Annotated in this window: 23 protein-coding genes and 1 tRNA gene; 12 read left to right on the forward strand and 12 right to left on the reverse strand. The window is 48.9% G+C overall.

Annotated features, from left to right (window positions below):
- Nucleotides 1–138: 138 nt before the first annotated feature.
- Nucleotides 139–1,311: a sugar transferase gene (locus CRN95_RS06125; RefSeq protein ID WP_088630677.1), complete on the reverse strand. Its 1,173-nt coding sequence runs from the start codon at nt 1,309–1,311 to the stop codon at nt 139–141.
- Between the two features lie 246 nt (nt 1,312–1,557).
- On the opposite strand from CRN95_RS06125, the gene CRN95_RS06130 reads away from it, so the two are divergent.
- The 7 genes from CRN95_RS06130 to CRN95_RS06160 all read left to right on the forward strand — a co-directional run bounded on the left by CRN95_RS06130 (nt 1,558) and on the right by CRN95_RS06160 (nt 11,763).
- Nucleotides 1,558–4,329: a TIGR02171 family protein gene (locus CRN95_RS06130; protein WP_235002903.1), complete on the forward strand. Its 2,772-nt coding sequence runs from the start codon at nt 1,558–1,560 to the stop codon at nt 4,327–4,329.
- Between the two features lie 46 nt (nt 4,330–4,375).
- Nucleotides 4,376–5,665 carry a homoserine dehydrogenase gene (locus CRN95_RS06135; RefSeq protein WP_014546893.1) on the forward strand — a complete coding sequence of 430 codons (1,290 nt, stop codon included), beginning with the start codon at nt 4,376–4,378 and terminating at the stop codon, nt 5,663–5,665.
- 13 nt (nt 5,666–5,678) lie between these two features.
- A complete protein-coding gene (locus CRN95_RS06140; protein ID WP_088630675.1) occupies nt 5,679–7,130 on the forward strand; it encodes a sugar transferase in 1,452 nt (483 codons plus the stop codon).
- A complete protein-coding gene (gene nadC / locus CRN95_RS06145; protein ID WP_088630674.1) occupies nt 7,130–7,993 on the forward strand; it encodes a carboxylating nicotinate-nucleotide diphosphorylase in 864 nt (287 codons plus the stop codon). The genes CRN95_RS06140 and nadC overlap by 1 nt, the downstream gene beginning before the upstream one ends.
- A gap of 168 nt (nt 7,994–8,161) precedes the next feature.
- The gene (locus CRN95_RS06150; protein WP_097020378.1) at nt 8,162–9,097 is read left to right on the forward strand and encodes a UDP-glucuronic acid decarboxylase family protein; all 936 of its coding nucleotides are present in this window, start codon (nt 8,162–8,164) and stop codon (nt 9,095–9,097) included.
- 109 nt (nt 9,098–9,206) lie between these two features.
- Nucleotides 9,207–10,688, forward strand: a complete 1,482-nt coding sequence (locus CRN95_RS06155) for a DUF3943 domain-containing protein (protein ID WP_097020379.1) — start codon at nt 9,207–9,209, stop codon at nt 10,686–10,688.
- 229 nt (nt 10,689–10,917) lie between these two features.
- Complete coding sequence (locus CRN95_RS06160; RefSeq protein WP_235002904.1) at nt 10,918–11,763, forward strand: helix-turn-helix domain-containing protein; 846 nt, start codon at nt 10,918–10,920, stop codon at nt 11,761–11,763.
- Here CRN95_RS06160 and CRN95_RS06165 read toward each other — a convergent pair.
- From CRN95_RS06165 to CRN95_RS06180, 4 genes are all read right to left on the reverse strand, one after another.
- Nucleotides 11,760–12,446 carry a hypothetical protein gene (locus CRN95_RS06165; RefSeq protein WP_097020381.1) on the reverse strand — a complete coding sequence of 229 codons (687 nt, stop codon included), beginning with the start codon at nt 12,444–12,446 and terminating at the stop codon, nt 11,760–11,762. The genes CRN95_RS06160 and CRN95_RS06165 overlap by 4 nt on opposite strands.
- 14 nt (nt 12,447–12,460) lie before the next feature.
- The gene (locus tag CRN95_RS06170) at nt 12,461–13,261 is read right to left on the reverse strand and encodes a YgcG family protein (RefSeq protein WP_097020756.1); all 801 of its coding nucleotides are present in this window, start codon (nt 13,259–13,261) and stop codon (nt 12,461–12,463) included.
- A gap of 61 nt (nt 13,262–13,322) precedes the next feature.
- Entirely contained in the window at nt 13,323–14,489 is a 1,167-nt protein-coding gene (locus tag CRN95_RS06175) for a hypothetical protein (RefSeq protein WP_235002905.1), read from the reverse strand.
- A gap of 53 nt (nt 14,490–14,542) precedes the next feature.
- Nucleotides 14,543–15,580: a hypothetical protein gene (locus CRN95_RS06180; protein WP_097020383.1), complete on the reverse strand. Its 1,038-nt coding sequence runs from the start codon at nt 15,578–15,580 to the stop codon at nt 14,543–14,545.
- A gap of 211 nt (nt 15,581–15,791) precedes the next feature.
- Between CRN95_RS06180 and CRN95_RS06185 the strand changes: the two genes are divergently transcribed.
- Nucleotides 15,792–16,430 (forward strand): alpha/beta fold hydrolase, encoded by a 639-nt coding sequence (locus CRN95_RS06185; protein ID WP_097020384.1) that lies wholly within the window; start codon nt 15,792–15,794, stop codon nt 16,428–16,430.
- A gap of 131 nt (nt 16,431–16,561) precedes the next feature.
- On the opposite strand, the gene lnt is transcribed toward CRN95_RS06185, so the two are convergent.
- The 3 genes from lnt to CRN95_RS06200 form a co-directional block, all read right to left on the reverse strand.
- On the reverse strand, nt 16,562–18,490 hold the full coding sequence (gene lnt, locus CRN95_RS06190; protein ID WP_097020385.1) for an apolipoprotein N-acyltransferase: 1,929 nt from the start codon (nt 18,488–18,490) through the stop codon (nt 16,562–16,564).
- A gap of 66 nt (nt 18,491–18,556) precedes the next feature.
- Nucleotides 18,557–19,243, reverse strand: coding sequence for a 16S rRNA (cytidine(1402)-2'-O)-methyltransferase (rsmI, locus tag CRN95_RS06195; RefSeq protein ID WP_097020386.1), 687 nt, complete (start codon nt 19,241–19,243; stop codon nt 18,557–18,559).
- Between the two features lie 242 nt (nt 19,244–19,485).
- Nucleotides 19,486–20,052: a hypothetical protein gene (locus CRN95_RS06200; protein WP_088630662.1), complete on the reverse strand. Its 567-nt coding sequence runs from the start codon at nt 20,050–20,052 to the stop codon at nt 19,486–19,488.
- Between the two features lie 52 nt (nt 20,053–20,104).
- Here CRN95_RS06200 and CRN95_RS06205 point away from each other — a divergent pair, with 52 nt between their 5' ends.
- Nucleotides 20,105–20,824, forward strand: a complete 720-nt coding sequence (locus CRN95_RS06205) for a UDP-2,3-diacylglucosamine diphosphatase (RefSeq protein WP_088630793.1) — start codon at nt 20,105–20,107, stop codon at nt 20,822–20,824.
- A 1-nt stretch (nt 20,825) separates the two neighbouring features.
- On the opposite strand, the gene CRN95_RS06210 is transcribed toward CRN95_RS06205, so the two are convergent.
- The 4 genes from CRN95_RS06210 to CRN95_RS06225 form a co-directional block, all read right to left on the reverse strand.
- Nucleotides 20,826–21,257: a hypothetical protein gene (locus CRN95_RS06210; protein ID WP_088630661.1), complete on the reverse strand. Its 432-nt coding sequence runs from the start codon at nt 21,255–21,257 to the stop codon at nt 20,826–20,828.
- Nucleotides 21,258–21,285: 28 nt separating this feature from the next.
- Nucleotides 21,286–22,023: a hypothetical protein gene (locus CRN95_RS06215; RefSeq protein ID WP_073423275.1), complete on the reverse strand. Its 738-nt coding sequence runs from the start codon at nt 22,021–22,023 to the stop codon at nt 21,286–21,288.
- A gap of 186 nt (nt 22,024–22,209) precedes the next feature.
- Nucleotides 22,210–22,905 carry an alpha/beta hydrolase gene (locus CRN95_RS06220; protein WP_235002906.1) on the reverse strand — a complete coding sequence of 232 codons (696 nt, stop codon included), beginning with the start codon at nt 22,903–22,905 and terminating at the stop codon, nt 22,210–22,212.
- Nucleotides 22,906–23,003: 98 nt separating this feature from the next.
- Nucleotides 23,004–23,372: a hypothetical protein gene (locus CRN95_RS06225; RefSeq protein ID WP_097020388.1), complete on the reverse strand. Its 369-nt coding sequence runs from the start codon at nt 23,370–23,372 to the stop codon at nt 23,004–23,006.
- A gap of 467 nt (nt 23,373–23,839) precedes the next feature.
- Between CRN95_RS06225 and CRN95_RS06230 the strand changes: the two genes are divergently transcribed.
- The 3 genes from CRN95_RS06230 (at nt 23,840) to CRN95_RS06240 (ending at nt 26,229) form a co-directional block, all read left to right on the forward strand.
- The gene (locus CRN95_RS06230; protein WP_097020389.1) at nt 23,840–24,709 is read left to right on the forward strand and encodes a TIGR02147 family protein; all 870 of its coding nucleotides are present in this window, start codon (nt 23,840–23,842) and stop codon (nt 24,707–24,709) included.
- A complete protein-coding gene (locus CRN95_RS06235; protein ID WP_088629438.1) occupies nt 24,696–26,102 on the forward strand; it encodes a hypothetical protein in 1,407 nt (468 codons plus the stop codon). The genes CRN95_RS06230 and CRN95_RS06235 overlap by 14 nt, the downstream gene beginning before the upstream one ends.
- Nucleotides 26,103–26,158: 56 nt before the next feature.
- A tRNA-Gln gene (locus CRN95_RS06240) sits at nt 26,159–26,229 on the forward strand.
- Nucleotides 26,230–26,341: the final 112 nt, after the last annotated feature.

The following is a 26,341-nucleotide window of genomic DNA, read 5'->3' on the forward strand; positions in this document are numbered from 1 at the left end:
ATACTAAAAGTAATAAGGAGTTTCAAGAATGTTTTATTCCTGCGTCATCCTGACCCTGCAAGGGGAAGGACCCAGTCAATTTATTACTAGAATTAACTGGATGCTTCGTTCTTCGAACTCAGCATGACGAGAGCGTGACTAGTATGCGCCGTCGCCCTTGAACACGACCTTGAACGTCTTCAAGATGAGCTTGAAGTCGTCCCCGAGCTTGCCATCGCGACGGATATAGTCGTTGTCGAGACGCATCTGCCCTTCAAACGGAATGTTGCTACGGCCGCTGACCTGCCAAATGCAAGTAAGACCCGGTGTCACGGAAAGGCGCATGCGGTGCCACGGTTCATATTCGGCCACTTCGGACGGAATTGGCGGGCGTGGTCCAACGATGGACATGTCGCCTTTGAGAATGTTGATGAGCTGAGGCAGTTCGTCGAGACTGAACTTGCGGAGAACGTGTCCGAACGGGTAAATACGAGGGTCGTTCTTCATCTTGAAGGTCTTGCCGCCTGTCTCATTCAAGGCCATGAGTTCTTTTTTGCGTTCTTCAGCATCGGCGTACATGCTTCGGAACTTGTACATGGTGAACAGAGCGCCATTCTTGCCAACGCGCGTCTGTTTGAATATAATCGGGCCCTTTGGATCGCTGATTTTTACGGCGAGTGCACAGAACAAAAGGAGCGGGGACAGTACAACCAATGCTGCGGAAGTGCAGGTGATGTCTACGATTCTCTTGATGATGTGTCTAAAGCGGATCTTGTGGGGGTGAACCCAGATATCCGAGAGGTTAAGCCTGTTGAGCGTGAAGAAACTTCCGTTGGTGCTGTTGAATTCCTTCAGCTTGTCGTCCATTTCGAGGTTGTCCTTTTCCTGATAGCCGGTGTAAAGGTATGCTTGGAAAATGGGTGCCTTAGGCTTGTGGCGAAGGGCCTGGATAAGGCCAGCGTCGTTGAGCTTGTGAAGAATTTCCTTGCGGATGCCCTCAAGCGTGCTCATGTCGGAATTCAAAAGGATGATGCCGATACCGCTGTTGTCACTCAAATAACCGAGAACATCGATAAAGCGCAGGTGCGAAAACATCGTAAGCACGCTGATCTTCCAGGTGTTTTCGACAATTTTAGAGGGACGGCCCCAGCCGAGCACATCGAACTGGTGCGAATAAATCTTGATGAAAAGGAATGGCTTGCGGGTGCGGTTCGCGCGCAAAAACTCCTCGTTTAACCGGGCTTTGAAGAGCCTGGCCGGGTAAACGATGTTCTTTAACTTTTGCTCGTTCAGAATCGAGCCGATTGTTGGATTTGCAGCTTCCTGTTCCATGGCCAACAATATAGTAAACTAAAGGCTTTTTTCAGTATATGTTGAATGGCGTTTTGTTGCCGAATTCCCGATTATATCGTAGATTTTGTGGTGAAGAAAGGAGAAACAGTGTTCTATAAGTTTTTGGGGATTATTTTTACAGTTTTTGTTTTGTGGGGGTGCTTTTCGAATTCAGTATCGGAGTCGGAAAGTGTAGTGGATTTGGGGAGCGATAGCCATGCGCGGTTTGCATTTGTAGATGACCGGATGCAACTTGTGGAGGGCGCAAAGGATACCGTTGTTCTCGGCACAAATAAGAAAGGTGCCAAATTTGATGAAACCCCAGAAATGAGGGTCTTACTTGATTATGATTTTTGGATGGATGTCCGAGGAGTGACTTGTGGCGACTTTATGTCGGTCTTGGAGTCGTCAACTCTTGTGAAGAATTTGGACTGCGGAAAAGATGATGAACCGATTGTCAGTATTACCTTTTTTGATGCTGTCCTCTATGCAAATGAAAAAAGCAAAAATGAGAATCTAGATACCGTTTATGAATATTCGAAAAAGACATTGGACAAGGCTGGGCATTGCGTTGGTCTAGAAGGTTTTTCGTTCCATTTGGACAAGGAGGGCTTCAGGCTCCCGACCGAAGCGGAATGGGTTAAGGTGGCATCAAAGGCCGATGGAAAAAACTTCGTCTTTTCTGAAAGTGTGAAGGAATTTGTCAATGACTTTAAGGGGTTGTTGAATAATTCGATTGTTGAAAATTTCGCTGGCGCATCGAACACGAACGAAGCGGATGAACGTATTGTTAAGGGCGGTTACGATTATGACTTGTCCTCCATAAACCTTTATTCTAGAAGCGATATTTATGCGGTCACACCGTCTACACTTGCCGACTATGTTGGATTTCGTTTGGCTCTAGGTGCAATCCCTAATGCGACTTTTTTGGATCAGGGCGGAAAGAAGGTGAATTCTCCTGTCAAGAAGGTTGCTTCTGCACTGAATTTGTGGGATTATACAAAGACTTCTAAAGTCAAGCTTGTCTTTAAAAACGAGGCTACAGGCAACCTCAATTACATTGATTATACAAAAGAAAATGATGTTGTAGAAATTGAAGATACGATTCCGGCTTATCATCCCGATATTTCCCCGGATGGATCTAAAGTGGCGTTCTGTACGGGTATTGAAGGTGTCGACCAGACTTCCCGACTTTATGTCCGAAATTTGGATCCGAACGGCTCTGGCCTTGTAAAGCTGGATGTCAAGAGCGCTGCTATTCCTCGCTGGAGCGTGCTTGTTAATGGCGATACCGTTATTACCTACGTGACTAATGCTGGTGATAATTCAAATGATAAGACTTTCAAAAGTGCAAGCACTTGGCAAGTGACTTTCATGAATGGAAAGTTCGGAACTCCGATAAAGTTGTTCGACGGTTCGTACCATGGCGGTATCAGTGAAGACGAGTCGCTTGCTGTGACCGGGTCGAAAGTTCTCCGCGCTCGTGTCCATAAAAAAGAGAAAACCTGGTATAATAAGGAACAGGCGTGCAACGTGTCGCTTGCTAAAGATTATAGCAAGCGTACGGCTTTTCTTGATTTTGGTGGTGAAATAGGCGCGGCTTTTGTTGGCGAAACGTACAGAGTCCACGAGTATCTGTTTATTGCGGACAGCTCTGGAAATCTTGTTCAAAGCGTGAGGGCGCCTGAGGGCTTTGTATTTGACCATTCCGAATGGGCTACGGGGCGTGTGAACCAGAATCTTGTGGCTACTCTTACAAATGTAGAAGGGGCTCACTCGAAAATAGTTCTTGTCCATTTGGCAGATAGTTCTGTTACAAGTCTTGTTGAAGGCGAAGAATTGTGGCATCCGAGCCTCTGGATTCAGGGCAAATCGATTGCGCTCTCCAGTAGCTCAAGCTGGGTCTCTAGCAGTTCCCAAAAATCGAGTTCCTCAGCCGAACGCATCGAGAGTTCTAGCAGCGTGAAATCGAGCTCAAGCAGTGTAGAATCAGGCCGCGTAGAATCAAGCAGCAGCGAAGAGGTTGCTTCGAACTCTTCGAGTTCTCGCGATGACGGTAAAAGCTCTAGTTCTCGCAATGGCGACGAAAGTTCTAGCAGTTCTTCGGACAATCTGGTTGAAAATTTTGTGCTGGATGAAGATAGCGCTGGTTTTTATGTGAAAAACAATGAATTCCAGGAAGCTCATTGGAGTTACAAGATGGAACTCGTCTGGACGTACAATGACCAGGCTGATGTAGCCATTTTGGGATCCTCGAGAGCGCATCACGGTGTTATCCCATCGTTGTTCAGTGACAAGTTTTTCGTAGTGAATTTTGCCAGTGCGCATGGAAACCTTCACAGTTCCCATTATATGGCCATAAATTACATTTTGCCCCACTACAAAAAGTTAAAGTATATCATTGTCGATATCAGTTTTGACAGGCTTTGGCTTACAAAGGAAAACAGCTTCTTTTATAATAGTAGCCCCAGTATCAAGGGTTACGTTTACGATGCCAATCACGATTTCTGGAAGTCTGGAATCCCTGACGGTTTGCTTGAAATGACACAGGATGTTCCCAAGGTTTCTTCCTATGCGGCTAATTTGACCGAACGCGGCTATATGCCGTTAAGGGGATGTAGCGAGTGGAGGGGGAGCCCTCGCCCAGAAAAGGATAAGAATTGGCTGGATACGGGACGCGTTCGTCTCGAAGAAACAATGGGCTACCTCGCGGACATTGTCGAACTTGCTGCACAAAGGAACATTAAGGTGGTCGGGGTGGAGTTCCCTCAAAATCCCAATTACAAGAATGTGGATGCTTACGGAAAGTACGGGCTGCGCAACAGCGATGCTCCTGAAATCATTGAACGTTTAAATGGGCTAGCCCAGAAATACGGCAATTTCACCTTCTTTGACCAGCATAAAATGGGGGAACATGATTACCTTGAGGGGATGAATTACGATGATGACCATCTCTGCCGTACCGGGGCAGAGCAAATGACCCATCGCCTGGACTCGCTGTTGAAAACGCTGGAGTGACTTTTTACTACATTATAGCGCGTAAAATTTAAAATGGAGACGCTATATGTTGCGTATTGGTTTAATTGGCACGGGTACCGTTGGTGGTGGTGTCATTCAGATTCTTGAACAGAAGATTGCCGAATATAAGGAAAAGCTTGGCGTTGAGTTGGAACTCTCCTGCATTTGCGCTAAGTCCGAAGAAGAAGTGGCCCCGTACAAGGCTAAGGGCTACAAGGTCTCGACCAATGCCGACGAAATGATTGCTGGCGACGATATCGACGTGCTCGTGGAACTCGCCGGTGGCTACAACATGCCGCGCAAGTGGATCCTCGCAGCTCTCGAAAGCGGTAAGCACGTGGTTACGGCTAACAAGGCTCTCCTTGCCAAGTACGGTCACGAAATTTTCCCGCTCGCTGCAAAGAAGGGCTTGCATGTCCTGTTCGAAGCTGCTGTCGGCGGTGGCATTCCTATCATCCGCAGCGTCCAGGAAGGCTTCGTTGGCTCTACGGTCGAAAGCCTGAGCTGCATCATTAACGGTACTTGCAACTACATCCTCAGCCGCATGGCTGAAGAAGGTCTCGACTTCGACGTCGTCTTGAAGGACGCCCAGAAGCTCGGCTTTGCAGAAGCTGACCCGACTTTCGATATCGAAGGTATCGACTCCGCCCACAAGACCGCCCTCCTTGCTAGCCTTTGCAGCGGCAAGCGCGTGGACTTCGAAAAGATTCACGTCACCGGTATTTCCAAGATTACCGCCCAGGATATCGCATTTGCCAAGGAACTCGGCTGCTGCGTGAAGCTCCTCGGTATCTACCACCGCGACGGCGACCGCGTGGACGCCCGTGTCCATCCGTGCTTCGTCCCGAACACGAACTTGCTCTCTAACGTGAATGGCGTTATCAACGCTGTTTACCTCAAGTGCGACAATCTCGGCGAAACGGTTCAGACCGGTGCCGGTGCTGGCCGCCTCCCGACCGCATCTGCAGTCGTGGCCGACCTCGTGTCCCTCGCTCGTTCTACCGACCAGGGCAGCCGCAAGGCACTCCCGATGGGCTGGTTCAACGTCGAAAACTCTGCAACGCTCGTTCCTATCTCCGAAACTAGCGCCCGCTACTACCTCCGCTTCACGTCCCGTGACGCCTGCGGTGTGCTCGCTAAGATCACGAAGATTCTTGCAGACAACAACATCTCTATCGAAACGATTATCCAGAAGAACGTGAACGACCCGGGCAAGGTGTCCATCGTCGTCATTACGGAAAAGACTCTCGACAGCAAGCTTTCCAAGGCTGTCGATGCAGTGAACTCTCTCTCCGAAATCGTTGAGAAGAGCCAGGTCATCCGCTTCCTCGCTTAATTAAAGGTCGTATATGATTCGCGCAACTACTTTGGAACGAGTACTTCTGATCCTCTCGGATTTTGCCGCTTTGTCGATTTGTTTCGCCTTGGCGTTTTGGGTTCAGTTCCATAGTGGCTGGATTGTAGATAAGTTTGACCCGAGCAAGACGTTCGAAAGCTATTGGCAGTACGGACTTGTCTTGAATATCGGGTGGCTTACTCTATTTACCTTTGCCGGATTGTATCGCTCCTGGTTGTTGCTTTCAAGAACGCACCAAGTCTTGCGCGTCCTCAGGGCCGTTGTCATTGGTGTGGTCTTGGTGATTGTCTGTCTTTTCGGTGCTGAATTCATGGGGAAAGTCTTCACGAACCAACCGCTCAGCGAAGGCTATCTCTATGGATCTCGGTTCCCGTGGATATTTATATATGGCGGTTTAGCCATTTTGCTTGTCGGCTTTTTCCGTATGCTCATCTATATCTTCTTGCGGGCTTTGCTCCGTTTGGGATATGGTGCGAACAACATCCTTGTGCTTGGCGCTACGGAAGCGGGCCGAAAGATTGCAGAAGATTTGGCAAAGACTCCAGCCCGTGGTCAGCGTGTTGTTGGCTTTGTCGATGAACGTTTCCAGGTGTTGCCGAAGACGTTTGCAAATGTTCCTATTCTCGGAAAGTATTCCGATTTGCCGGCTCTTGTCAAGAAGTACAAGGTCAGCGGCATTATCATTGCGCACGAAAGTACCTCTCCGCAAGAGATTATGCGTGTGCTCGTCTGGATTTGCGAACTCCCGCTCCACATTTATATTGTTCCTGAACTGTATAGCGTTGTGAATGGACGCTTCAAGGCTAACCTTGTTTACGGCTTTGAATTGCAGGAACTTTTTGCGTTTACGATGCCGCCTTGGCAGGTGCGTGTCAAGCGCATTATCGATATTGCTTTTGGCTTGTTCCTCGGGCTTTTGTCGCTTCCGGTTTGCTTGTTTGCAGCCATTGCGATTAAGCTAGATGACCATGGCCCTGTTTTTTATTCGCAGGAACGCATTGGCCTTTATGGCAAGCCGTTTACGGTCTACAAGTTCCGCACGATGCGTACCGATGCCGAAAAGTTCGGTGCCCAGTGGGCCACCAAGAAGGACCCGCGCATTACGCGAATTGGACGCTTCTTGCGCAAGACCCGCATTGATGAACTTCCGCAGATTCTTTGTGTTTTGAAAGGTGACATGAGCATGGTGGGTCCGCGTCCGGAACGCGCTGTGTTTATCGGCAAGCTCCGTGAACAGATTCCGTTCTACATCAGCCGCCTCAAGATGAAACCGGGCCTCACTGGCTGGGCTCAGGTTTGCCACCACTATGATACGAGCATCGAAGATGTGCAGATCAAGCTCCAGTACGATATGTATTACTACGAGAATATGAGCTTGCTTTTGGACTTCCAGATTCTTGTACGAACAGTTTACGTTGTTTTAACCGGAAAAGGCGCACAGTAATGTACGGCGATAATTCTACTCCAGTATTCCCAACCGAAGATGCTTTGACCATGATCCGCCTCGCTTTGGCGGAAGACGTTCGCACGGGTGACGTGACCAGTGAATGGACCATCCCCGCGGACCAGAAACAGCATGCCCGTCTCATCGCTAAAGAAGATGGCGTGCTCGCCGGCCTCCCGATTATTGAACTCGTGTTCCAGGAACTCAAGGCAAACGCCAAGGTGACGCTCCACAAGAAAGATGGTGACGTCGTGAAGAAGGGCGACCTGATTGCCGAACTCGATGGAACAACGCACGAACTTTTGACAGGCGAACGCACGCTCCTGAACTTCATCCAGCAGCTCTCCGGTGTGGCAACCGTGGCTCACACGTTCCAGGAAGCCTTGAAGGGCGGTAAGACCAAGGTTCTCGACACCCGCAAGACGATTCCGGGTTTCCGCACGTTGCAGAAGTACGCCGTTCGCGTCGGTGGCGGTTCCAACCACCGCATGGGCCTCTTTGACATGGTGCTTGTGAAGGACAACCACATTGCAGCCGCCGGTGGCGTGCTCGAAGCTCTTGAAGTCGTCAAGAAGAACAACAAGCAGGGCTTGATGGTCGAAATGGAAGTCGAAAACTTCGACCAGCTCCGCGCTCTTCTCAACAAGGGCGTTGACGTCATCATGCTCGACAACATGAGCAACGAAATGATGGCTGAAGCCTTGAAGATTATCAAGGAAAGCGGCGACAAGTGCCTCGTGGAAGGTTCTGGCAACATGACGCTCGAACGTGCGAAGCAGATTGCAACGCTCGGTCTCGACTTCATCTCTGTCGGTGCCCTCACGCACAGCGTCAAGGCCCTCGACATCTCGATGCGAATTTAATTCGAATTTGTTATGGCGGGCGTTGCCCCGCCATCTAGCTGTCATGCCCGATGCTGAATTGTCATGCCCGCCGGAGCCTGTGCTGAGCGCAGTCGAAGTAAGCGGGCATCTCCTTTATTATTCTCCTTTACTATATTTCCACTATACTGACGCTTTATGGGAGTTTTTATGCGTTGTTTAGTTACTGGTGGTGCTGGATTCTTAGGAAGTCACCTTTGCGAAAGACTTTTGAATGACGGTCACGAAGTCATTTGCCTGGACAATTACTTCACAGGCCGTATGGCTAACGTAGCCCACCTGCGCGACAACCGCAACTTTGAACTCATCCGTCACGATGTGACTGAACCGATTCTTTTGGAAGTGGACCGCATTTTCAACTTGGCCTGCCCGGCAAGCCCGATCCATTACCAGTTCAATCCGGTAAAGACCATCAAGACAAGCGTCATGGGCGCAATCAACATGCTCGGCCTTGCCAAGCGCGTGAAAGCCCGCATCTTGCAGGCTTCTACAAGTGAAGTCTACGGCGACCCGGCTGTGCATCCGCAGACCGAAGACTACTGGGGAAACGTGAACCCCATTGGCATCCGCAGCTGCTATGACGAAGGCAAGCGCGTCGCCGAAACGCTCTTCATGGATTACCACCGCCAGAACAAGGTCGACATCCGCATTGTCCGCATTTTCAATACATACGGCCCGCGCATGCTCCCGAACGACGGCCGCGTTGTTTCGAACTTCATTGTCCAGGCGCTCAATGGCGAAGACATTACCATTTACGGTGATGGTAGCCAGACGCGTAGCTTCTGCTATGTGGATGACCTCATCGAAGGTTTTGTCCGCATGATGAACCAGGACAAGATTATCGGACCGGTGAACATCGGCAATCCTGGCGAATTCACGATGCTCGAACTTGCAAAGGAAGTTCTTGAACTCACGGGTTCCAAAAGCAAGATTGTCTACAAGCCGCTACCGGGTGACGATCCGAAGATGCGCCGTCCGGACATCACGCTTGCCAAGAGCGCTCTCAAGTGGGAACCGACCATCCCGCTCCGCCAGGGCCTCGAAAAGACAATCGTCTACTTCGATAACTTGCTCAAGTCGAAGTAACCATTTATCTTAAATATTTGTCGTTCATTCTCTAGTTTAGGGGAGTCGTCGAGACTCCTCTTTAAATTTTTTGACAAAGTTTTAGTTTTTGCGAAAAAGAGAGAGTGATATGTTTCGCAAACTGTTGTCATCGCTGTTATTTTTGTCTGTAGCCGCTTGGAGCGCACCCTTGTTTTCCGACCAAACGCTTCCTGAAGATTCTATCAATGTCGAATATTTTATAACCAATACGACGTTTGAAGATACCCTTGAAATCGATGCTTTGAACAATCCCACGGAGCTTTCTCCGTTTATTGTTTTAGGTGAAATTTTCGGATTTAACGGGTTTATCTGGGCGTGGGACCGTTACGTTCTCGATAAGGATTATGCGCGCACCGGGCCTAGCTATTGGAAGCGCAATTTCAAGGAAGGTTGGGAATGGGATCACAATCATTGGGCGATTAATTTTTACGGGCATCCTTATCAGGGCTCTGTTTATTACAACCTTGCGCGTGGTGCAGGTTATGGATTTTACGCAAGCCTCCTGTTTTCTGCCATCGGAAGCTACACGTGGGAAATGTTTGCCGAGACGGAATACCCTGCGCCGAATGACCTTATTGCGACATCTATCGGCGGTGCCGTTTATGGCGAAGTTTTGTACAGACTTTCAAGAAAATTCTATGGTGTAGATGAATCATCTTGGTATAATCAAGTGGGGGCTTTTGGAATTTCTCATGCCGCTTATTTGCAAAGAAAGGTATTTGGCAATCGCGACGGCATCACAGGGAATACTCCGATGGACCTGTCTATTTTCTTGGGAACTGGCTCGCACTTTGGAAACATTTATCGCTACGGTGGCCGCAATGAAGATGACTTGGACCAGCGCTGGGACGATAAGCATGTCATGTACGGTGCCGAAATTGAATACGGCAAGCCGTTCCGGAAGGTTAAGCGTCCTTTTGATTACTTTACTTTGTTTACTCGTGGCGAAGTTGGCCCCGATGGAACGCTGTTTCAGCTTGACGTGACGGGCAAACTCATGAACGCCGGTGTTCATGGCCGTGGGCATTGGGTGGACTTTGCGACGTATCTCGACTATTGCACATTCTATGGCGACTTTGCGACGGTCGGTACAATTTCTATCGGTACAGGCATCGATTTCTCGCTTTGGCTTTTACCCTCGTTGCGGTTCCGCATGTACCACCAGATTTATTTCATATTGCTCGGTACGACGGACATGGGCTACGATGATCTAATTCGTGAAGTCCATCCGGATTATGAATCGAACATGGACAATTACCAGTACAATATGGGTGCAAAGTATGTTTTGGGTATTGAAGTTCTGATAGGCAAGAAGTTCCGGATTAAGAACAAGACGATTGTCGATGCGCTGCACACGATTCCGGGCTCGCTCCCGCACTATGGCGCCGATGGCTGGGACATGTTGCTGATGAACCACGCTTCTATGGAATACGATTTGACGGATAAAATTGCTATGGGCGGGCGCTTGGATGCTTATGCCAAAATTGCCGCCTATTCCTCCGAATTCTTTGAACCCATGAGCCGTGGCGTCTTCGCGTACACCCTGTACTTCAGCTATAAACTATTCTAAAAATCTAGCCTTGTTGTCATTCCGGCCTCCGAGCTCTTTGACCACTTAGAGCTTCAGCTCTTATGTGGTCATGATCCGCGAATGGGGACGGGGCGGAATCGCCATCTTGTATTAGAACATACTTCCATTTTCATTAATTGACGTTTTCTCAACTTTTTTCTATGATGTTTATATAATGAATGATCTTCCTTTACATAAAAATGCGAATATCCGCACTGCGGATTTTTCGATGTTGAATTTTTTGTGTCAAGCAAACGTGTTGCCCGATAAGATTGCCATGTTCAGCAGCCTTAAGGAATTCGGGCTTGAAAATTATGTAAAAGTTCAAGCGGCGGTGCTCCTCTTGGTGAAACGCGGCTCTGTGGATGTTGAACTCGATCTCAAGACTTATCACCTTGAAGCGGGCGCCTTGTTCGTCGTTTTTCCGGAACAGGTGTTGCGTGCCAAGAAGGCGTCAGAAGATTTTGACCCCATCTGCATTGCATGCTCCAAGAACATGATTGATGAACTGATCATTCGCTTTGATGACAATACGCGATTGATCTTAAGGTTCCGTGAAAATCCGTTGCAACAGCTCGACAAGGGCAAGTTTGAACAATTGAATGCAAGCTTCGAGTTCTTGAAGAAAAAGTTTGAAACGACGGAAACGAACGCTTGCCGCTTGCAGGTCCTCAAGAATCACTTGATTGGACTTTTGTACGAATGTATCGGCTTTGTCGATGAACCGCTCACGACGGATGTCGTCAAGAGCCGTGGCCAGGTGCTATTCGCGCAGTTCATTGATCTCGTTGTCGAAAAGCATCGCGAGCAGCATTCCGTGAAGTATTATGCCGATGAACTCGGCATCACGCCGAAGTATCTCTCTGCTGTCGCCGAAGAGCAGACCGGGAAGAACGCCAAGCGCTGGATTGATGAGCATATCGCGCTCGATGCAAAGGTGCTGTTGCGCTCGTCTTCTCGAGACATCCAGAAGGTCTCCAAGATTCTGAACTTCCCGGACGTCTCGTTCTTTGGCAAGTTCTTCAAGCGCCTCGTCGGAGTCTCGCCCAAAGCCTACCGCAAAACAACGGATTAAACTTTCATCGCATCGACTTGATTCACGATTGCGGTAACGGCTTCGATGTGCTTGTTGATGTTTTCTAGAATCACTTTTTTGTCATCGGTCATGTTAGGAATGCGCACGCCCGGGAACATCTCGTAAACTTGTTCGTGATTTTCAGGATATTTGCCGGTCGAAAGGTAATAGACTCCGTAAAGCAAGGGCAGGAGCGTTATTGTAGAACGCACGTAAATCTCGTGCGGATTGCGGTATTCCTTGAGGTAAAGAAAAAATTGGTGCAAATGCACGAGCAACCCGCGTAGTTCGCGTTCGCATTCCATACGCAGTTCCGCAAGATTTGGGCTGAAATTTGCAAGCGGCGATTCGCCACAAATCGTTACATTTCGGCTTTTGATATGCAAAAATTCCAGCGGGAACACATCTTGCGAGGTCTTGATTTCATAACGGGTGAATACGTGATTGAACTCGATGTTCTCGCGCTTTGCCTTTGCTGTAAGCTTCTGCAAAGGGAGCAAGTCTTCGACGGAATTGGACTTCAAAATAAAGCTGACCGTCCACGGAAATTCCAGCGCAGAATATCCTTCCATAAGGCAATCGCCGTGAATGAATGCCGATACGAGATTGTCGCCGAACGCTTCTTCAAAGAGCTTCGGCCATTCCGAATTCTGAAATTCTGCAACACTTAAAATCTTTCTCATAGGGAACCTCTAAATTACCAGCTTCCGCCGGAGCCGCCACCGCCAAAGTGGCCTCCACCAAATCCACCGCCGAAACCGCCTCCAAAGCCGCCTCCGCCAAATCCCCCGAATCCACCGCCGAAACCGCCGCGGTGGTGACCACGACTGCTATTGCTAAGGGCGTTTCCGAGCAAGAACCAGAGGCATCCGTTTCCGCGTCCGCCGCCGTTCTTCGAAACGAGCAAAAATAGGATCACGAAAATAATGAGTGCGAGTCCGAACGGGCTGCTTTCTTCTTCTTGCGGGAGCTGGTCTGTGTTGACCTCGATCGTAATGCCTTTTTCCTTGGCGACGACTTGCGCAATTTCCCAAGCGAGCGTTATGACTCCTTGACCGTATTTTTCAACCCTAAATGCAGGGACAATTGTCTTTTGCTGGAGCCGTTCCACGAGTACGTCGGGCAAGTAACCTTCGGCGCCATAGCCGACTTCGACACTGCGCCTGCGCTGCTTCATCGCCGCAAAAATCAGGACACCTTCGTTCGATTTACCGCCAACGCCCCAGCTTTCGGCAATGTTCAAGGCGTAATCTCTAAAGTCCGCATAGCCGATGTCATGGATGAGCGCTACCGCAAGCCCAAAGCCTGCTTTTCTGTAAAGCTCTTCAGAAAGAGCGTTGATGAACTGCACTTCTTGCTTTGTGAGCAGGCGGTCTTCATCAAGCACATAGCTATTCTGCGGGCGCTTGGGGAGTCCCGCCTTGTTCACCTTAAAACCTGCCGCAACCGGGATGGCGAGCAACAGAATGAACAATATCGATAAAATTCTTTTTGGCATAGAAAAAAGCCGCCAAACAGCGGCTTTGTAAAGATACATTTTTAGTTTGGAATCATTCCGACTACTTTCCGCAAATCGGCATCAGCTGCTTCTGGAGGGCGCTGAAGTCCGTCTTTCGGAGAGCGCTGATGGTTGCATCGACTTCGTTTCGGCCGACTCCCTTTGCCGTCGTAAAGAAGTTGATCTTGTCGCCCTTGATAGAAATGGTAAAGTCAAATGACGAAATGAATCCGAGCCTACCTCTAAAGGTATTCTCAATTTCAGCAGTGAGTTCCGGTGCTCCAGATTCTTCGTCCGTTGTTGTGAAGATGGACTTCTTGGAAAGTGCGTTTTCAAGGGCACTGCAAACATTGGCAATCTTGTCGCAGTTCAGCTTGACTTCGCAGCGGGCCTTGCGCACGTGATACGGAACTTCAAGAGCGCTTGCAAGTCCGGTCTTTTTCAAAAGTTCTAGCGGGAGGTTCGGTTCTACGATGATAACGTATGGACCCTTTTCGAAATTGACATTGCGCAATTTAAAGGAAACAGTACCGTTCTTTTGAGAGCGGCGTTCCGAAAGCGTCTTGCTCTGGCGGGCGATGATTGGGAAATTCGGAAGAGGTCCAAAAGAATCCTTGACGATAACTTCCCATGCCGGCATTTCCGATCGTGTCAGTTCAAAATTCTGTTCAGATGTTGTCATGATGGTGATGCTCGAAAGTCTTTCGACGAGGAGCTTTTCGATTTCCGGGAGGCCGTGCTGCAGGCGGTGGCTATCGTCGAGCGGGTAAACTTCTGCAAGCTGGAGCAAGTAGAAATTGTGTTCGTCGACTTTGTCTTTGGCCTCGGTCAAATCGTTGGCTGCATTGACATAGACTCGGTTTTCTATTGCTTTACGGGCAGACTTTTCAAGGTTTGCAATTTCTTGCTTGAGCGTTTTCAGGCGGAACTGGAGATCCGCGGTGAACTCGTCCATATCGAGTGTTGCTGTAGCCTTAAAGCCTTTATCCGCTTTTACGGGAACGACCTGGACGCCTTTGAGAACAACGTTACTCTTGACATTGTTTTTGGCTCTGTAAGTTTCGCCAAGGACGCTCTTACCGTCAGTGATGTCTTCGTACTTGGTCAGTGTCTGTGTTGCAGTAATCTGGGATTTGACCTGCTTTGCTACACCTGCAATAGCGGAGTTATTGGCATCTTCCTGGGAAATAGTGGATGTTGCTGTGTATGTAACGATTTTCCCTGCCATAGCTGGGATTACTGCGAGACAAGCACTAAGGATAAGGCTTTTGATGTTCATTACTAGTTCAGCTCCATTAAGATCAGCTTACGAGTGATGTTGTTTTTCTTGGTTTCGGCGATTGGCTTTAAAATCTGCCTAATCTTGGAATAAACTTCCTGGGAATCCTTGTACTTCAAGGGGTTCGCATAGACGACGAAGTCCAAAGTCTTTGCGGTCATGACATTGACTTTCACAGAGCTGAAGTTGCTCTTGAGTCCCTTCATGATGGCGTCGTGTAAATCTTCGGTCTGGCTGTCGGAGTATTCACCCTTGATGTTCACGACGACCTTGTACTGTGAACCCTTGGCGAGGTCCATCTTCCAGTAGCCGAGAATCTTCTGTTCCAGGCCCGGCATGGCTTTGCGGACTGCTGCGCCAATGTTGGAGTTCAAGTTGATTTTGGACGTGTGGCCGTTGTTGCGGACTACAGCCGACTGCGAACCGAGGAGGCGCGAAGTCGAAGTCTCGTATGCGGAGATGTCGACAGACACTTCGTCGTTTGTAACTTCTTGAGAGTACTTGATATAGACGTCGGCGTCCAGAGCGATACCTGCGAGATAGGAAAGGTCGTCTTCGGTATTGGCAATGTCGTTCTGCATCTGGAGGATGCCGGTCAGTTCAGCCTGACCTTCAACAGACTTGACATCGTAGTTCTTCTTGGTGAGGTAGCCGTTGATGGCATCTGCCGTGGTGCGGGAGTACGGGCTTTCGGCGGCGACTTCCGGTACGCCATCCTTGTTGATGCTAAGTGTCGGAGAAACCATGATGACCGGCTGGCTGATGTTCTGGGCTGCACCCTGGTCTACGTAAGTTTCGGTTGCTGCGTTAGCAGCGCTACCTGTGTTGAATGCCGTAGGTGTATTTGCGGTCGACTTTGTAGCAGCGGTTGCGGTAGATCCATAGCCGTCGAGCTCATTGTAGGCACATTCGGCTCTTTGGCGTGTTGCTGCGGCCTTCTGACGGGAATCGGAATCGTTGCGCTTTACAGCGTTGGGGGCAGAACAGGCCGTTTCGGCTAAAAGAAGTGCTAAGCAGAGCGATGGAATCAAGTGTTTCATATTGCAAAATCTCTTTAAAGGTTTCCTACAATTAGTATACAGATAATATACAATGTTTTGTGTTCCGAAGTAAACAAATAATACGATTTGTAAAATACTTTTTTTAGGAGTTGCTATCATAGTGAAAATTGGATATATATACCCATAGAGGCTACATTTATTTGTAGTTTAGAGAGTGTTAGAGAAAATCTTCACGTCAGTGAGGTTGAATATGAGCGAAAAATGGATCTGGCTGCCCGATTGGGCCTCGAATCTTGGTATTTGGGAAGATGATCTGATGGACGTAGCTCCTTCAGCAAACCATAACTATGTGCAGTACAGCCAATTGGCTGAGTTTTTGGAAAAGCCGGAGAACATTCCGGATTTCAAGAAATCGTCCACTGTCGTGGCATGGGGGCTTGGCGCTTTATCGCTGATGTGTTCTACCGCGGGTCCGCAAAAGGGGCAAAAGTGGATATTGCTTTCGCCGTATGCAGACTTCTGCGACGAGATTGGGAACTGGACGGTTCCGAACTTGCATTTTATGGCGCACCAGCTCGAGACGACTACGGAACCTGCGCTCAAGGCGTTCCAGGAACTTTTTGAAGAAGATTTTGGCGACTGGCAGGATGACTGGTTCGACGAGGCCAAGAAGTACGATGCCGAATCGCTAGCCAAGGGCTTGATGTATCTAGCGTCGCACAAGGTGGAATCGGTAATCCCGAACAGCGAGAATATTCAAGTGCTTTATGGGCGACAGGACACGGTTGTTCAGCCGGAATGGACGTTGAAGCTCAAGGAATTCTTGCCTAATGCAGAATTCAAGGAACGCCCTAAGGCCGGCCACTGGCCGCCGATGCTGTTGCTTTGAGAAGTCCTTTATGCTGTCATGCCCGCCGGAGCCTGTGCTGAGCGAAGTCGAAGTAAGCGGGCATCTCCATTTTCACTTAACAAGAAGGAGATGCCCGCTTTCGCGGGAAAGACATCATTGAGTAAGGTTTGCTATAACTTATTTTTCAATTTTCCAAGCGCAAACAGCGCTACAAGGTAAATCGCAAAGAACCACAGCAAGGCTTTTTCGAAACTTTCACCGACAGATGTATAGAAGGTGCTCCTCGTCTTGAGGGGCATTTTTCTTTGTATGACGCGTTCTTCGAAAATGTTCGTGTTCTGATCGTAGTGGCCATACTGGTCGATGAATGCTGAAACGCCGCTGTTTGCAAGGCGAGCGACTGGATATCCGTAGGTAACTGCAAGGTGACGTACGATGTTCAAGTGCTGGAAAGGGGCCGTGCTGTGGCCGAACCAGCCGTCGTTCGTGATGTTCACCATCAGGCGGGACCCTGCACGGATGGCATCGCGGATGATGTCTCCGAAAATGGCGTCGTAGCAGATATAGGGCGTCCAGTTGTAAGGGCCGTAAACAGGAGTTTCTTTGCCGGGGACAAAGTCGCCTTCGCCAAGATCCACGTAGTTCAGGATGGGGAACACATCGTCGAATGGAATGCGTTCGCTAAACGGTACGAGGTGCTTTTTGATGTAGCGCTTGGGGAAATAAGGATCGCCCGGTGTAAAGAGGAACGAGGCGTTGTAGATCTCGAATCGGCGCGGGTTGTTGAGGTCTTTCGAAACTCGCTTGAAGTCAAGTGCTCCGGTGAGGATGCTTGCGTTTTTCACGTCCGCCATGTGATGCAGGCGGTTGATGACTTCCGGCTGTCTACGGATGTGGTCCGGAATGGCTGTTTCGGCAAGGAGTATTAAGTCGGCGCCGTTTGGCGTGCTGTCCATGGCCATGCCGAACGTCTTGGTGACGATGGAATCGAATCGGGCCTTGCTCCACTTGGCGCCTTGCGCAATGCTTGGCTGCACCATGGCGATGGATGGATTTTCAGGAGCGTTTGCGTTGTAGTATGGTGCTGCTTCTGGTGCTGAAAGTACGCTACTTCCGTATGTCAGAAGAACCATGAAAATTGCGAACGGGATTGCAAATAGTGCGAGCTTTTTTCGGCCCTTCTGCAAGAAGGCGTAAGCGACAATCTGGTTCGAGGCGACAATGAGAATGGTGTAGCCGAACACACCGATGATGGCGAGCGCCTGGATCAGTTCAAGATGATTGCCGAAAGTGTAGCCGAGATGGCTCCACGGGAAAGCGAAGTCACCTGTTGTGCGCACCATTTCGATTCCTGCAAAGAAAATGGGGAAGAATGCAAGCAGGTAAGCTTTGCCTTTGATCTTTAGATTCTTGGCGGTGGAGTAAGCAAATGCGGCGAGGACATTGAACAAGCTTAAGTAAGCGATGAGGAGAATGAGCCCAAGGAAGATGAGTCCAGAAGGGGCTGTCTCTACGTTCATCACATTGCGGATCCAGTAGTAATTGATGGTGTTGTAGACCATGCTTGCCCAGAATGTGGCAAAGACTGCTGTTTCGCGGTTGTACTTGTTGAGCATGATGAACCACGGCACAAGTAGCACGAGCATGGCGGGGCCAAGCGGCAGAGGCGGGAATGCAAAAGCGACAAAGCCCCACGAAATTGTGGCGAGTGCAAGTGCGATGCGGGCATTTTTCTGCTTAAAGAGCTTCACGTTCCAGCGCGCAAAAAGCGAGAACCAGTAAAGCATCATCGGGATGAACGTCGTTACAATCTGGTAAAGCCCCGCATGGCTGCGCGTGAGGTAATCCAAGGCGAGGAACGCAAAGACGATGATGCCGTATGTGTTCATGAACCGCGCAAAGGGGCGGCGGGCGTTCTTGAAAAACAGAAACGCGATGGCTGCAACGATAGGCAAAAGCTGCGGAAGCTGCGTGTAAAGCCCCGGCGTATCCGGACGCAACAAGAACAATACGAATTCAATCGCAACAAGTACCGCGACGTAAACCTTGTATGCCCGCGGAAGAGATTTAAGCTTGTTTAGTAACTGGTCAATGGTCATTAGTTATTAGTTGGTAGTCGTTGGTGCATGTCATTCCGTGCTTGTCACGGAATCGCCTTTCACGAATTACAATCCACTTTTATCTTGGGGATTGAACACGAGCACAAATTCGCCTTTCGGCGGATGGGCCTTGAAGTGCGCAGAAATTTCCGTCGGCGTTCCGATGAGGTGTTCCTCGAACTTCTTGGTGAGCTCGCGCATTAACGCAATCTTGATATCGCCAAAGACAAGCTTGATTTCTTCGACGAACTTGTCGATGTTGTGCGGGCTGGCGTAGAAAATCTGCGTCGCTTCTTCGTCTTTCAACTTCTCGAGCAAGTGGATGCGCTGGGCGCTCTTCTTGGGAGAGAAATACTGGAACGTAAAGTGGTCGGTCGGCATGCCGCAAGAGACGAGTGCCGTAATCATTGCGCACGGGCCCGGGATGGCACGCACGTCAATGCCTTCGCGGACGCATTCGCGCACGAGATTGAATGCCGGGTCTGCAACGCCGGGCGTTCCTGCATCGCTTACGAGTGCGATGTCGCCGGTGTTCTTCAAGAAGTCGACGTACTTGGGCGTGACCTTTTCTTTGTTGAAGTCATGGTAGGCTTCCATCGGCGTCGTGATGCCGTAATTGTCAAAGAGAATTCTCGAATGGCGGGTGTCTTCGGCAAGGACGAGGGGAACTTCTTTAAGGATGCGCACAGCGCGGTAGGTGATATCTTCCATGTTCCCGATGGGAGTCGCTACGATGTATAAAGTGTATGACATGATGTAAAAATAGATTTTAGACGAGAGACGAGAGACGAAAGACGAAAGAAAAATAGTGATTAGCGGTTTGTAGGCGGTAGGAAGTAGGAAGAATGTGTCATCCTGAGCGAAGTCGAAGGATCTAGTTAAGTGCCGAAGTCTCTTTGTGGTATTTAGTAGTGCGTAGACAAGAATTTACTGGATTCCTCGTCCTAACGGACTCGGAATGACGTTTCTACAATTTGACTCGGAATGACGAGTTGCTAATAATCGCTCACGCTGTTTAAATCGGTGAGTCTGTTCGCGTTAAGCTCAAATGCCAAGCGCTGAACGAGCTTGCGGTGCATTTCGCTAGAAGCCTTGTTCACGAGGTCTGTACGGAGATGCCCATATAAAATGGCGTTAATGTCTTGCTGCTCAATGAATTCCACATGGCGAACGAGCGTTCCGTTGCAAAAGACTCGGGCCGAAAGAGCGTAGGTCCAGGATTCGTTGACGGGGAGGATTGGCCACAGTGGAATGAGCAATCCGATGTTCCAGGCGGAGTTAGGCTCGTTCTGCTTTACCGTTGCCTTGATGGTCGCTTCGCCGCGGCAGGATTCTCGTGGGAAATCTTTTTCGCTTGCTGTTTTTGTGTAGGCGCGGAGCAAGTCTTGGGAGAGCTCCAGCGTGTCGCCTCTATAAACGAAGGGGATGTTCCCGAAAAAGCTGTAGCTTTCGTCGGTCAGCGGGATCCCTTCGAGGTCGCCTTGCGTGAGTTTCATGGAGCAACCCGAAAGAACCGTTGTCAAAACGGTTGCGATACACAAAAATTTGACGATGGAGCGCATGTCTCAAAGATATAAAAAAACGAAAGCGACTGATTTTATTAAGATTGATGCTATGGATTTGCCTGCTTATTTTATTAGTGACGCCCATTTGGGAATCGAGCCGCCGGGAGCAGTCCCCGACCGCGAACAGAAATTGATCCAATTGCTTTCTTCCTGGAAGGGCAAGGCGAGCCATGTCGTTGTCGTTGGCGACCTTTTTGAGTTCTGGTACGAATACAACTACTATGTCGCATCGGCGCATTTCGACCTGTACCGTGCCTTTGCGGAACTTGTAGAATCCGGTGTCGAAGTTCACGTATTGCAGGGAAATCACGATTTTGCGTATGGTGATTTTTTCCCGAAACGCCTCGGCGTGGCGGTCCACAAGTCCCTGGTTCTCGAAATTCAGGGCAAGCGTGTGTATTTGACCCATGGCGATGGCGTTCCGAAATCTGATCGGGGCTACCGCTTTATGCGCAAGGTTCTCGATTTGCCGCTCAACCGCTTCCTATTTAAGCAAATCCATCCGGACTGGGGCATGGCGCTAGCCCGCTTTGTCGGGCGCAACAGTCGTAAATACGGCGAGAGCCGCGTCATTAAGGTTGATGAATATCTGGAATGGGGCGACCGCATGCTTAAAAAGGAACATTGCGATTTCTGCATCCACGGGCATCACCATATTTCGGGAATCTGGAACACTCCAAACGGCATTGTCGCATCTCCCGGAGAGTTTATAAAAAAGCCCGCCATCCTCTGCTTGGAGAATGGCGGACTGAAATTGGTTTCGCTTTAAGCTATTCAGAAGCTTCGCTTGCTCGGCCTTCGGTGGATTGAACCATCTTTTTGCTGGAGTTTTCACCCCAAAGCTTTGCTACAAGGTCGATGCTTGCAAAACTCTGCCAGTATTCTTCTACCCAACACCAATGGTGGACTTCACCTTTTTCGTCGGTAATCGTCCAGTTCTTATGTACCGAGAAGGTCATTTTCTGAGCTTGCGGGGTATAGTAAGGATCGGACGACGGTTCCGGTTCGATGGTAATTGTCCAAGTCCTGTCAGCAGTGCGCTTGTAGATAGCGACATTGAATGCTATAAGCAGGGCTAGAAAGATGAGGGTCCACTTAAAGTTCTTCTTCGTCAGCAAGTATATCACAAGGAGAACGAGTAATATACTGAGAGCTGCGAAGTTGTAATGGGTCGGATAAAACACTTTGAAGACTTCAATCATTTTATCTTACCTCTAGAACTTTTGAAGATTACTTTTTCTTAGCGGCCTTCTGCTGTGCAACAAGGGCGGCAACGCTGAACGTGAGGACGTTCTTGTCGACCTGGCTTTCGGTACGGAAGCTCTTGAGCGGAAGAGCGATGCCGTGAGAAGAAAGCGTGCCCATGAAGGATGCATTGGCGTGGCTAGCGATGGTACGGACGTTGATGAAGCCCTTGTTCTTGCTGAAGGTAAGCTTGAAAGTCTTCTTGGCTGCATCGTATTCTGCAACCATGGTCTTGTTTTCCTTCGTGTTGAGGGCGTTCTTGGTGTTGTGGTCGAAAATGATGGTACCACGAGTGTCGATGGAAAGCATCGTCTTGTTGCCCACAGCGTTACGGCATGCGAGTGTGGTCCATTCGCCCTTCTTCTTTGCGCCCTTGGCGGTGAAGACATACTTGTTGCCTTCCTTGACGAGGGTGTAAGCACCAGTTGCTACCTGAAGACCGATAGCGTTGAATGCGCCCTTGAAGTAAAGGAACTTGGACTTGGAGCCGATGATTCCGTTAATGAAGCGGAAAGAAGTGGACTTCGGGGTCTTAATCGGCGTGATGGCAACACGCTTGCCAACCGGGTCGACTTCGACGTCAACATAAGGACCTACATCGACAGTGCGGCCATCTTCAGTCTTTGTCTGAGTGGCAAGCTTGTCGAGCTTGAGAGCCTTGACAGCTTCTTCCGGGAATCTGATGAAGCCGCGAACATCCATTTTAACGATTACGTTTTCCATTTACACCTCTTTTGTTTGTTTTTTGATTGACGATAAAATAAAAATTAAAGTCTCAAATGTCAAAGATTTTCACGAAAAAAACATGTGCAAATGATAAAAATAGTTTTTTCGTAACCAATAACATTTGTTGTATAAAAAATAATAATAAAAAAGTAAAATGTTGCAACAAATGAAAAAAAATTCTCTTTATTTGTTATTTATCACGTTTTGGATGGCTTCAGATAGGGTTTCTGAGGCTCGCTTTGATAAATTAACGCTCCCGAAAGCTTGTTGAACAGCGCTTGTTCTATCGTTGAATCGGGCTCTATCCGATAGGATAACTATGTTATTTGAGGTGGAAATGTCGTTTTTTTCGATTTTTAGGTCTGATCGGACAAGGAATTTTGGGTAAAGGAGACGGTATTTGTCAGAAATGGCGTCTGCAATGCTCCAAACTGGGTCAATCAAAAGTGTAATATTCTCCTTTTTGACCATTTTTGTCGCTAAAATGGCGCCAGTACCGCGCCCGGCGATGACTTTTGGGGCATTGCCGTTTATCTGTGTTGCGCATTCGTAGATCATTTGCGCGTCAGTGACAAATGTCTCTTGCGACGGAGTTCCTTTATTCTCGCCGCTTCCGCGGTAGTTGAATGTGGTGGCTGCGTAGCCCGGGAGGCTATCGAGTTCGGCTAGGAACTGGGCGGCGTCTTCGTCGGCGTCAGGGTAATAAAGCAGGATGTTATTCTGTTTGTTTCCGACAACAAAACCTTCGAGAACGGTGCCGTCGTCGAGTGTGCAGCTGATGCTCTTTGCCTTATCTGCAATGGCGGTGCGGGCTTCGTTGTGCGTGATGGCGCGCGGGTATGCGTTACGGCGTTCGGTCAATGCCAGGTAAAATACCATACTTATATATATAAGGAGGAGTATTCCCGCGTAACGTAAAATGCGACTGAGTGTTCCCAAGGCAAGTTCTTTTATTTTCATAGCTGATAAGATAGTAATTAGTTGACGATGTGCATTTGGCCGTCATCCTGATGCTCGTCATCCTCGACTTTGTCATCCTGACGCTGAAAGCGGAAGGATCCAGTGATTGTTTGCATCACCGTCATCCTGAACCCTTTAAGGGTGAAGGATCCAGTGAAGTCTTGTATATGAAATATAACTGGATGCTTCGGCTGCGCCTCAGCATGACGAGAATCAAGATTGCCTGACGTTTTGCCGTCATCCTGATGCTCGTCATCCTCGACTTTGTCATCCTGACGCTGAAAGCGGAAGGATCCAGTAAAGTCTTGTTGTTGGTGGAGTGTGACTGGATGCTTCGCTGCGCTCAGCATGACGGGAATCGAGATTGCATGACGTTTTGCCGTCATCCTGAACCCTTTAAGGGTGAAGGATCCAGTAATGTCTTGTATTGAAATATAACTGGATGCTTCGGCTGCGCCTCAGCATGACGGGAATCAAGATTGCATGACGTTTTGCCGTCATCCTGAACCCTTTAAGGGTGAAGGATCCAGTGAAGTCTAGTTCTTGAAATATAACTGGATGCTTCGGCTGCGCCTCAGCATGACGAGAGTCGAGCCGCCGCATTTGGCGTTATACGGCCGTAGGCCTATAACGCAAAAGGACTTCCGGTGGAGTACAACCGGAAGTCCGAGGGATGGGATTGGGTGTTCCTTTAAATTAAGCAATTTTTTTTGAAAGCGTATCACCTAAAAAACAAAAAGTGTTCTCGAAGTGTTCTTTTTTGTCGAATTTAGAATGGAATAGGGCTTTTTTTCGGTACGTTTTCAAAAATAGGTGTTCCCAAAAAATTCAAAAAAAATTAGATTTCTTATTGATGAACGTATATGCCTACTACAATTATCGAAAGTACCTCCAGGACTACTACGAGTACCGTAAGTCCGTGCAGAGGTATTTCTCGTACCGGTCTTTTGCAAAGAAGGCTGGGTATTCCTCGTCCGGTCTCTACCTGGATTTGATCCGCGGCCGCAAGTCGCTCACTCCGCAGATGCTCCCGAAATTTATCGCAGCACTCGGGCTTAACGAAAGGGAAGGTCGTTACTTCACCTTGATGGTGGACTTCACTCATGCGACGACCGCTTCTTCGAAGCAGCAGATCTTCGACCAGATGTCTGCGCTCCTTCCGCGTACGATCAAGAACTTGACCAAGAACCAGCAGGAATACTATAGCAAGTGGTATTACGTGGTTGCGCGCGAAGCTCTTGCCGTGTTGAAAATCAACGACAAGAACATTCAGGAGCTCGCACTCTTCTTGAATCCGAAAATTTCTCTCCCGCAGGCAAAACAGACCATCCAGCTTCTTCTGAATTTGGGACTTATAGAGCTTGGCGATGATGGATTCTACCATTCCGTAAACAAGGCAATTACGAATGGCAGTGAAATCGCCCCGCTTTTCGTTCATCAGTTCCAAAAGCAGATGATTGATTTGGGTAAGGATGCGCTAGATCACTACAGTACGGAACGTAGAAATGTATCTTGTATGACGATGAGTGTGTCGGCGCAGGGATTGGAACGAATCATTAGCAAGATTGATCTGTTCCGTAAGGAAATCGTGGATATCGTCCGTTCGGACGAAGGTGAATCCATGGTTTGCGAACTGAACATCCAGTTCTTCCCGCTGAGCAAGGAAAAGTTGGCTCTTCCGCCTGAGGTCGATGATGGGGAGGGTGAAGATGAAGTTTGCTAAGTCGTATATAGGATTGCTTGTCGCAGTTTGCGCTTGCATGTTCGCTTGCACGAGCGAAAACGGTCAGTTGACAGGAACTGTTACGGACACGGGTAACACGATTGCGCTTGGTGGCGTGGTGACTCGTACCGATGGTTCTCGTGCTGTATCAGCCATGGTCCGCATTGCGCGTGAACCGTCTGTTGGCGATACTCTTGCAGAAATGGATTATATCGAAACGGTGACGAACGAGCAGGGCATGTTCTCGTTTGATTCTGTAATGTCTGATACGTTCCAGCTTGCCGTAATCGATGCCGAGTACCAGGAAATCTCGTACAAGCCGCGTGCTACCGTGACGAAGGGCAAGAATGGCACAGTGTTGGATAGCATCCAGCTTGAAAAGGCTGCCGTGTTTAGCAGTGTGCTCATGTATGAAAATGTGGTCGAACCGTCTGTGGTAGTCGGGGACCATTTCAAGGTCTACATGCCGGGCACTCCGTTCTCGCAGAGCGTGTTTGCTGGTGATTCGTTCTCGATGCTTATCCCTGCCGGTGAATGGTGGCTTGGGTTCTGCCCGGGCGATCCGCAGATCGTGGCTCGTCTTGCCGATTCCGGTGTTGCCGATACGTTAATTTATCGTACATGGAACATGGATGGCGAAGTAAAGTCTGGCGATACGATTTCTAAGGGCCCGTTCATCTGGAGTACGACGATGGAAGTCGATACTTTGATCAAGCTCGAAGAAAAGAAGAGAGAACGCGCTTACTTGTCTGGTACGGTCTTGTGCGGTGATACGGCTTGCGCAAATGTTCAGGTCCAGATGATTACCGATTTGTACGGCTTTGAATTTGTCGAAGGCGATTCCATTGGCTTTGTGATGCAGACGGTGACCGATGATTCTGGACGCTGGGTGATGCCTGCTCCGGAAAAGGTCCCGCACGACAGCTTGCGCATGGAATACCGCTTGCTCGATGAAGAGGGCGCCGTTGCTCTTGCCGGTGTGAGCCGTTATGTGCTTGCAACGGAATTCAAGAAAAAGGATACGCTCTCGATTGGCGAAACGAACCTCTTGAAGCCTTCTGTGCTGGTGAGCGGTGTCAAGCTTGCCTTTGACGGCACTGATACGACGCTGTCTGATAATTGCATGGCAAACAGTGTGGTTGTTGGTTTGAAGGGTACGAGTCATTTTGTGAGAGAGATGGTCTGCAATATGTTGAAGATTGTCGATCTCCCGGCTGGCGGACATGATATAGTTCTTTATTCTGGTGACCCGAAGGTTTTGAAGGCTCTCCAGAATGCAGGTGTTGCTTTTGACGATTACGTGAGATCGGCTCATGTGCAGTTGCCGAAAAACGATACTCTCGACCAGCAATGGATGACTTTTGAGCCAATAACTTTACAAACTGAAAAATAATTTTCAATAACCCCTTGCAAAAGTGAAAATTATTTTCTAAAATTGGTGCGCACTGATGAGCTATGGTGTAACGGTAGCACAACAGATTCTGACTCTGTTTGTCTAGGTTCGAATCCTGGTAGCTCAACTAAAAACTCTTTGCTCTTACTCCTGAGCAGAGAGTTTTTTATTTTTTGAACATGGAATTTGATGTTTGGTTTAAAACATCTCTCGTCTGTAGGCTCGCTGAGCCGTTCTTT

It is taken from the genome of Fibrobacter sp. UWB16, assembly GCF_900215325.1.
Lineage (GTDB): Bacteria > Fibrobacterota > Fibrobacteria > Fibrobacterales > Fibrobacteraceae > Fibrobacter.

Excerpts from the sequence above, each read along its gene's own strand:
- CRN95_RS06125 (WP_088630677.1), bottom strand. The coding sequence starts at position 1,311 with ATGGAACAGGAAGCTGCAAATCCAACAATCGGCTCGATTCTGAACGAG.
- CRN95_RS06230 (WP_097020389.1), top strand. The coding sequence starts at position 23,840 with ATGAACGTATATGCCTACTACAATTATCGAAAGTACCTCCAGGACTAC.
- CRN95_RS06170 (WP_097020756.1), bottom strand. The coding sequence starts at position 13,261 with ATGCCAAAAAGAATTTTATCGATATTGTTCATTCTGTTGCTCGCCATC.
- CRN95_RS06225 (WP_097020388.1), bottom strand. The coding sequence starts at position 23,372 with ATGACGGCAAAACGTCATGCAATCTCGATTCCCGTCATGCTGAGCGCA.
- CRN95_RS06135 (WP_014546893.1), top strand. The coding sequence starts at position 4,376 with ATGTTGCGTATTGGTTTAATTGGCACGGGTACCGTTGGTGGTGGTGTC.
- rsmI (WP_097020386.1), bottom strand. The coding sequence starts at position 19,243 with ATGTCATACACTTTATACATCGTAGCGACTCCCATCGGGAACATGGAA.
- nadC (WP_088630674.1), top strand. The coding sequence starts at position 7,130 with ATGTACGGCGATAATTCTACTCCAGTATTCCCAACCGAAGATGCTTTG.
- lnt (WP_097020385.1), bottom strand. The coding sequence starts at position 18,490 with ATGACCATTGACCAGTTACTAAACAAGCTTAAATCTCTTCCGCGGGCA.
- CRN95_RS06185 (WP_097020384.1), top strand. The coding sequence starts at position 15,792 with ATGAGCGAAAAATGGATCTGGCTGCCCGATTGGGCCTCGAATCTTGGT.
- CRN95_RS06205 (WP_088630793.1), top strand. The coding sequence starts at position 20,105 with ATGGATTTGCCTGCTTATTTTATTAGTGACGCCCATTTGGGAATCGAG.
- CRN95_RS06210 (WP_088630661.1), bottom strand. The coding sequence starts at position 21,257 with ATGATTGAAGTCTTCAAAGTGTTTTATCCGACCCATTACAACTTCGCA.
- CRN95_RS06175 (WP_235002905.1), bottom strand. The coding sequence starts at position 14,489 with ATGGCAGGGAAAATCGTTACATACACAGCAACATCCACTATTTCCCAG.
- CRN95_RS06180 (WP_097020383.1), bottom strand. The coding sequence starts at position 15,580 with ATGAAACACTTGATTCCATCGCTCTGCTTAGCACTTCTTTTAGCCGAA.
- CRN95_RS06150 (WP_097020378.1), top strand. The coding sequence starts at position 8,162 with ATGCGTTGTTTAGTTACTGGTGGTGCTGGATTCTTAGGAAGTCACCTT.
- CRN95_RS06215 (WP_073423275.1), bottom strand. The coding sequence starts at position 22,023 with ATGGAAAACGTAATCGTTAAAATGGATGTTCGCGGCTTCATCAGATTC.
- CRN95_RS06130 (WP_235002903.1), top strand. The coding sequence starts at position 1,558 with ATGCAACTTGTGGAGGGCGCAAAGGATACCGTTGTTCTCGGCACAAAT.
- CRN95_RS06160 (WP_235002904.1), top strand. The coding sequence starts at position 10,918 with ATGTTGAATTTTTTGTGTCAAGCAAACGTGTTGCCCGATAAGATTGCC.
- CRN95_RS06165 (WP_097020381.1), bottom strand. The coding sequence starts at position 12,446 with ATGAGAAAGATTTTAAGTGTTGCAGAATTTCAGAATTCGGAATGGCCG.
- CRN95_RS06140 (WP_088630675.1), top strand. The coding sequence starts at position 5,679 with ATGATTCGCGCAACTACTTTGGAACGAGTACTTCTGATCCTCTCGGAT.
- CRN95_RS06220 (WP_235002906.1), bottom strand. The coding sequence starts at position 22,905 with ATGGTATTTTACCTGGCATTGACCGAACGCCGTAACGCATACCCGCGC.
- CRN95_RS06155 (WP_097020379.1), top strand. The coding sequence starts at position 9,207 with ATGTTTCGCAAACTGTTGTCATCGCTGTTATTTTTGTCTGTAGCCGCT.
- CRN95_RS06235 (WP_088629438.1), top strand. The coding sequence starts at position 24,696 with ATGAAGTTTGCTAAGTCGTATATAGGATTGCTTGTCGCAGTTTGCGCT.
- CRN95_RS06200 (WP_088630662.1), bottom strand. The coding sequence starts at position 20,052 with ATGCGCTCCATCGTCAAATTTTTGTGTATCGCAACCGTTTTGACAACG.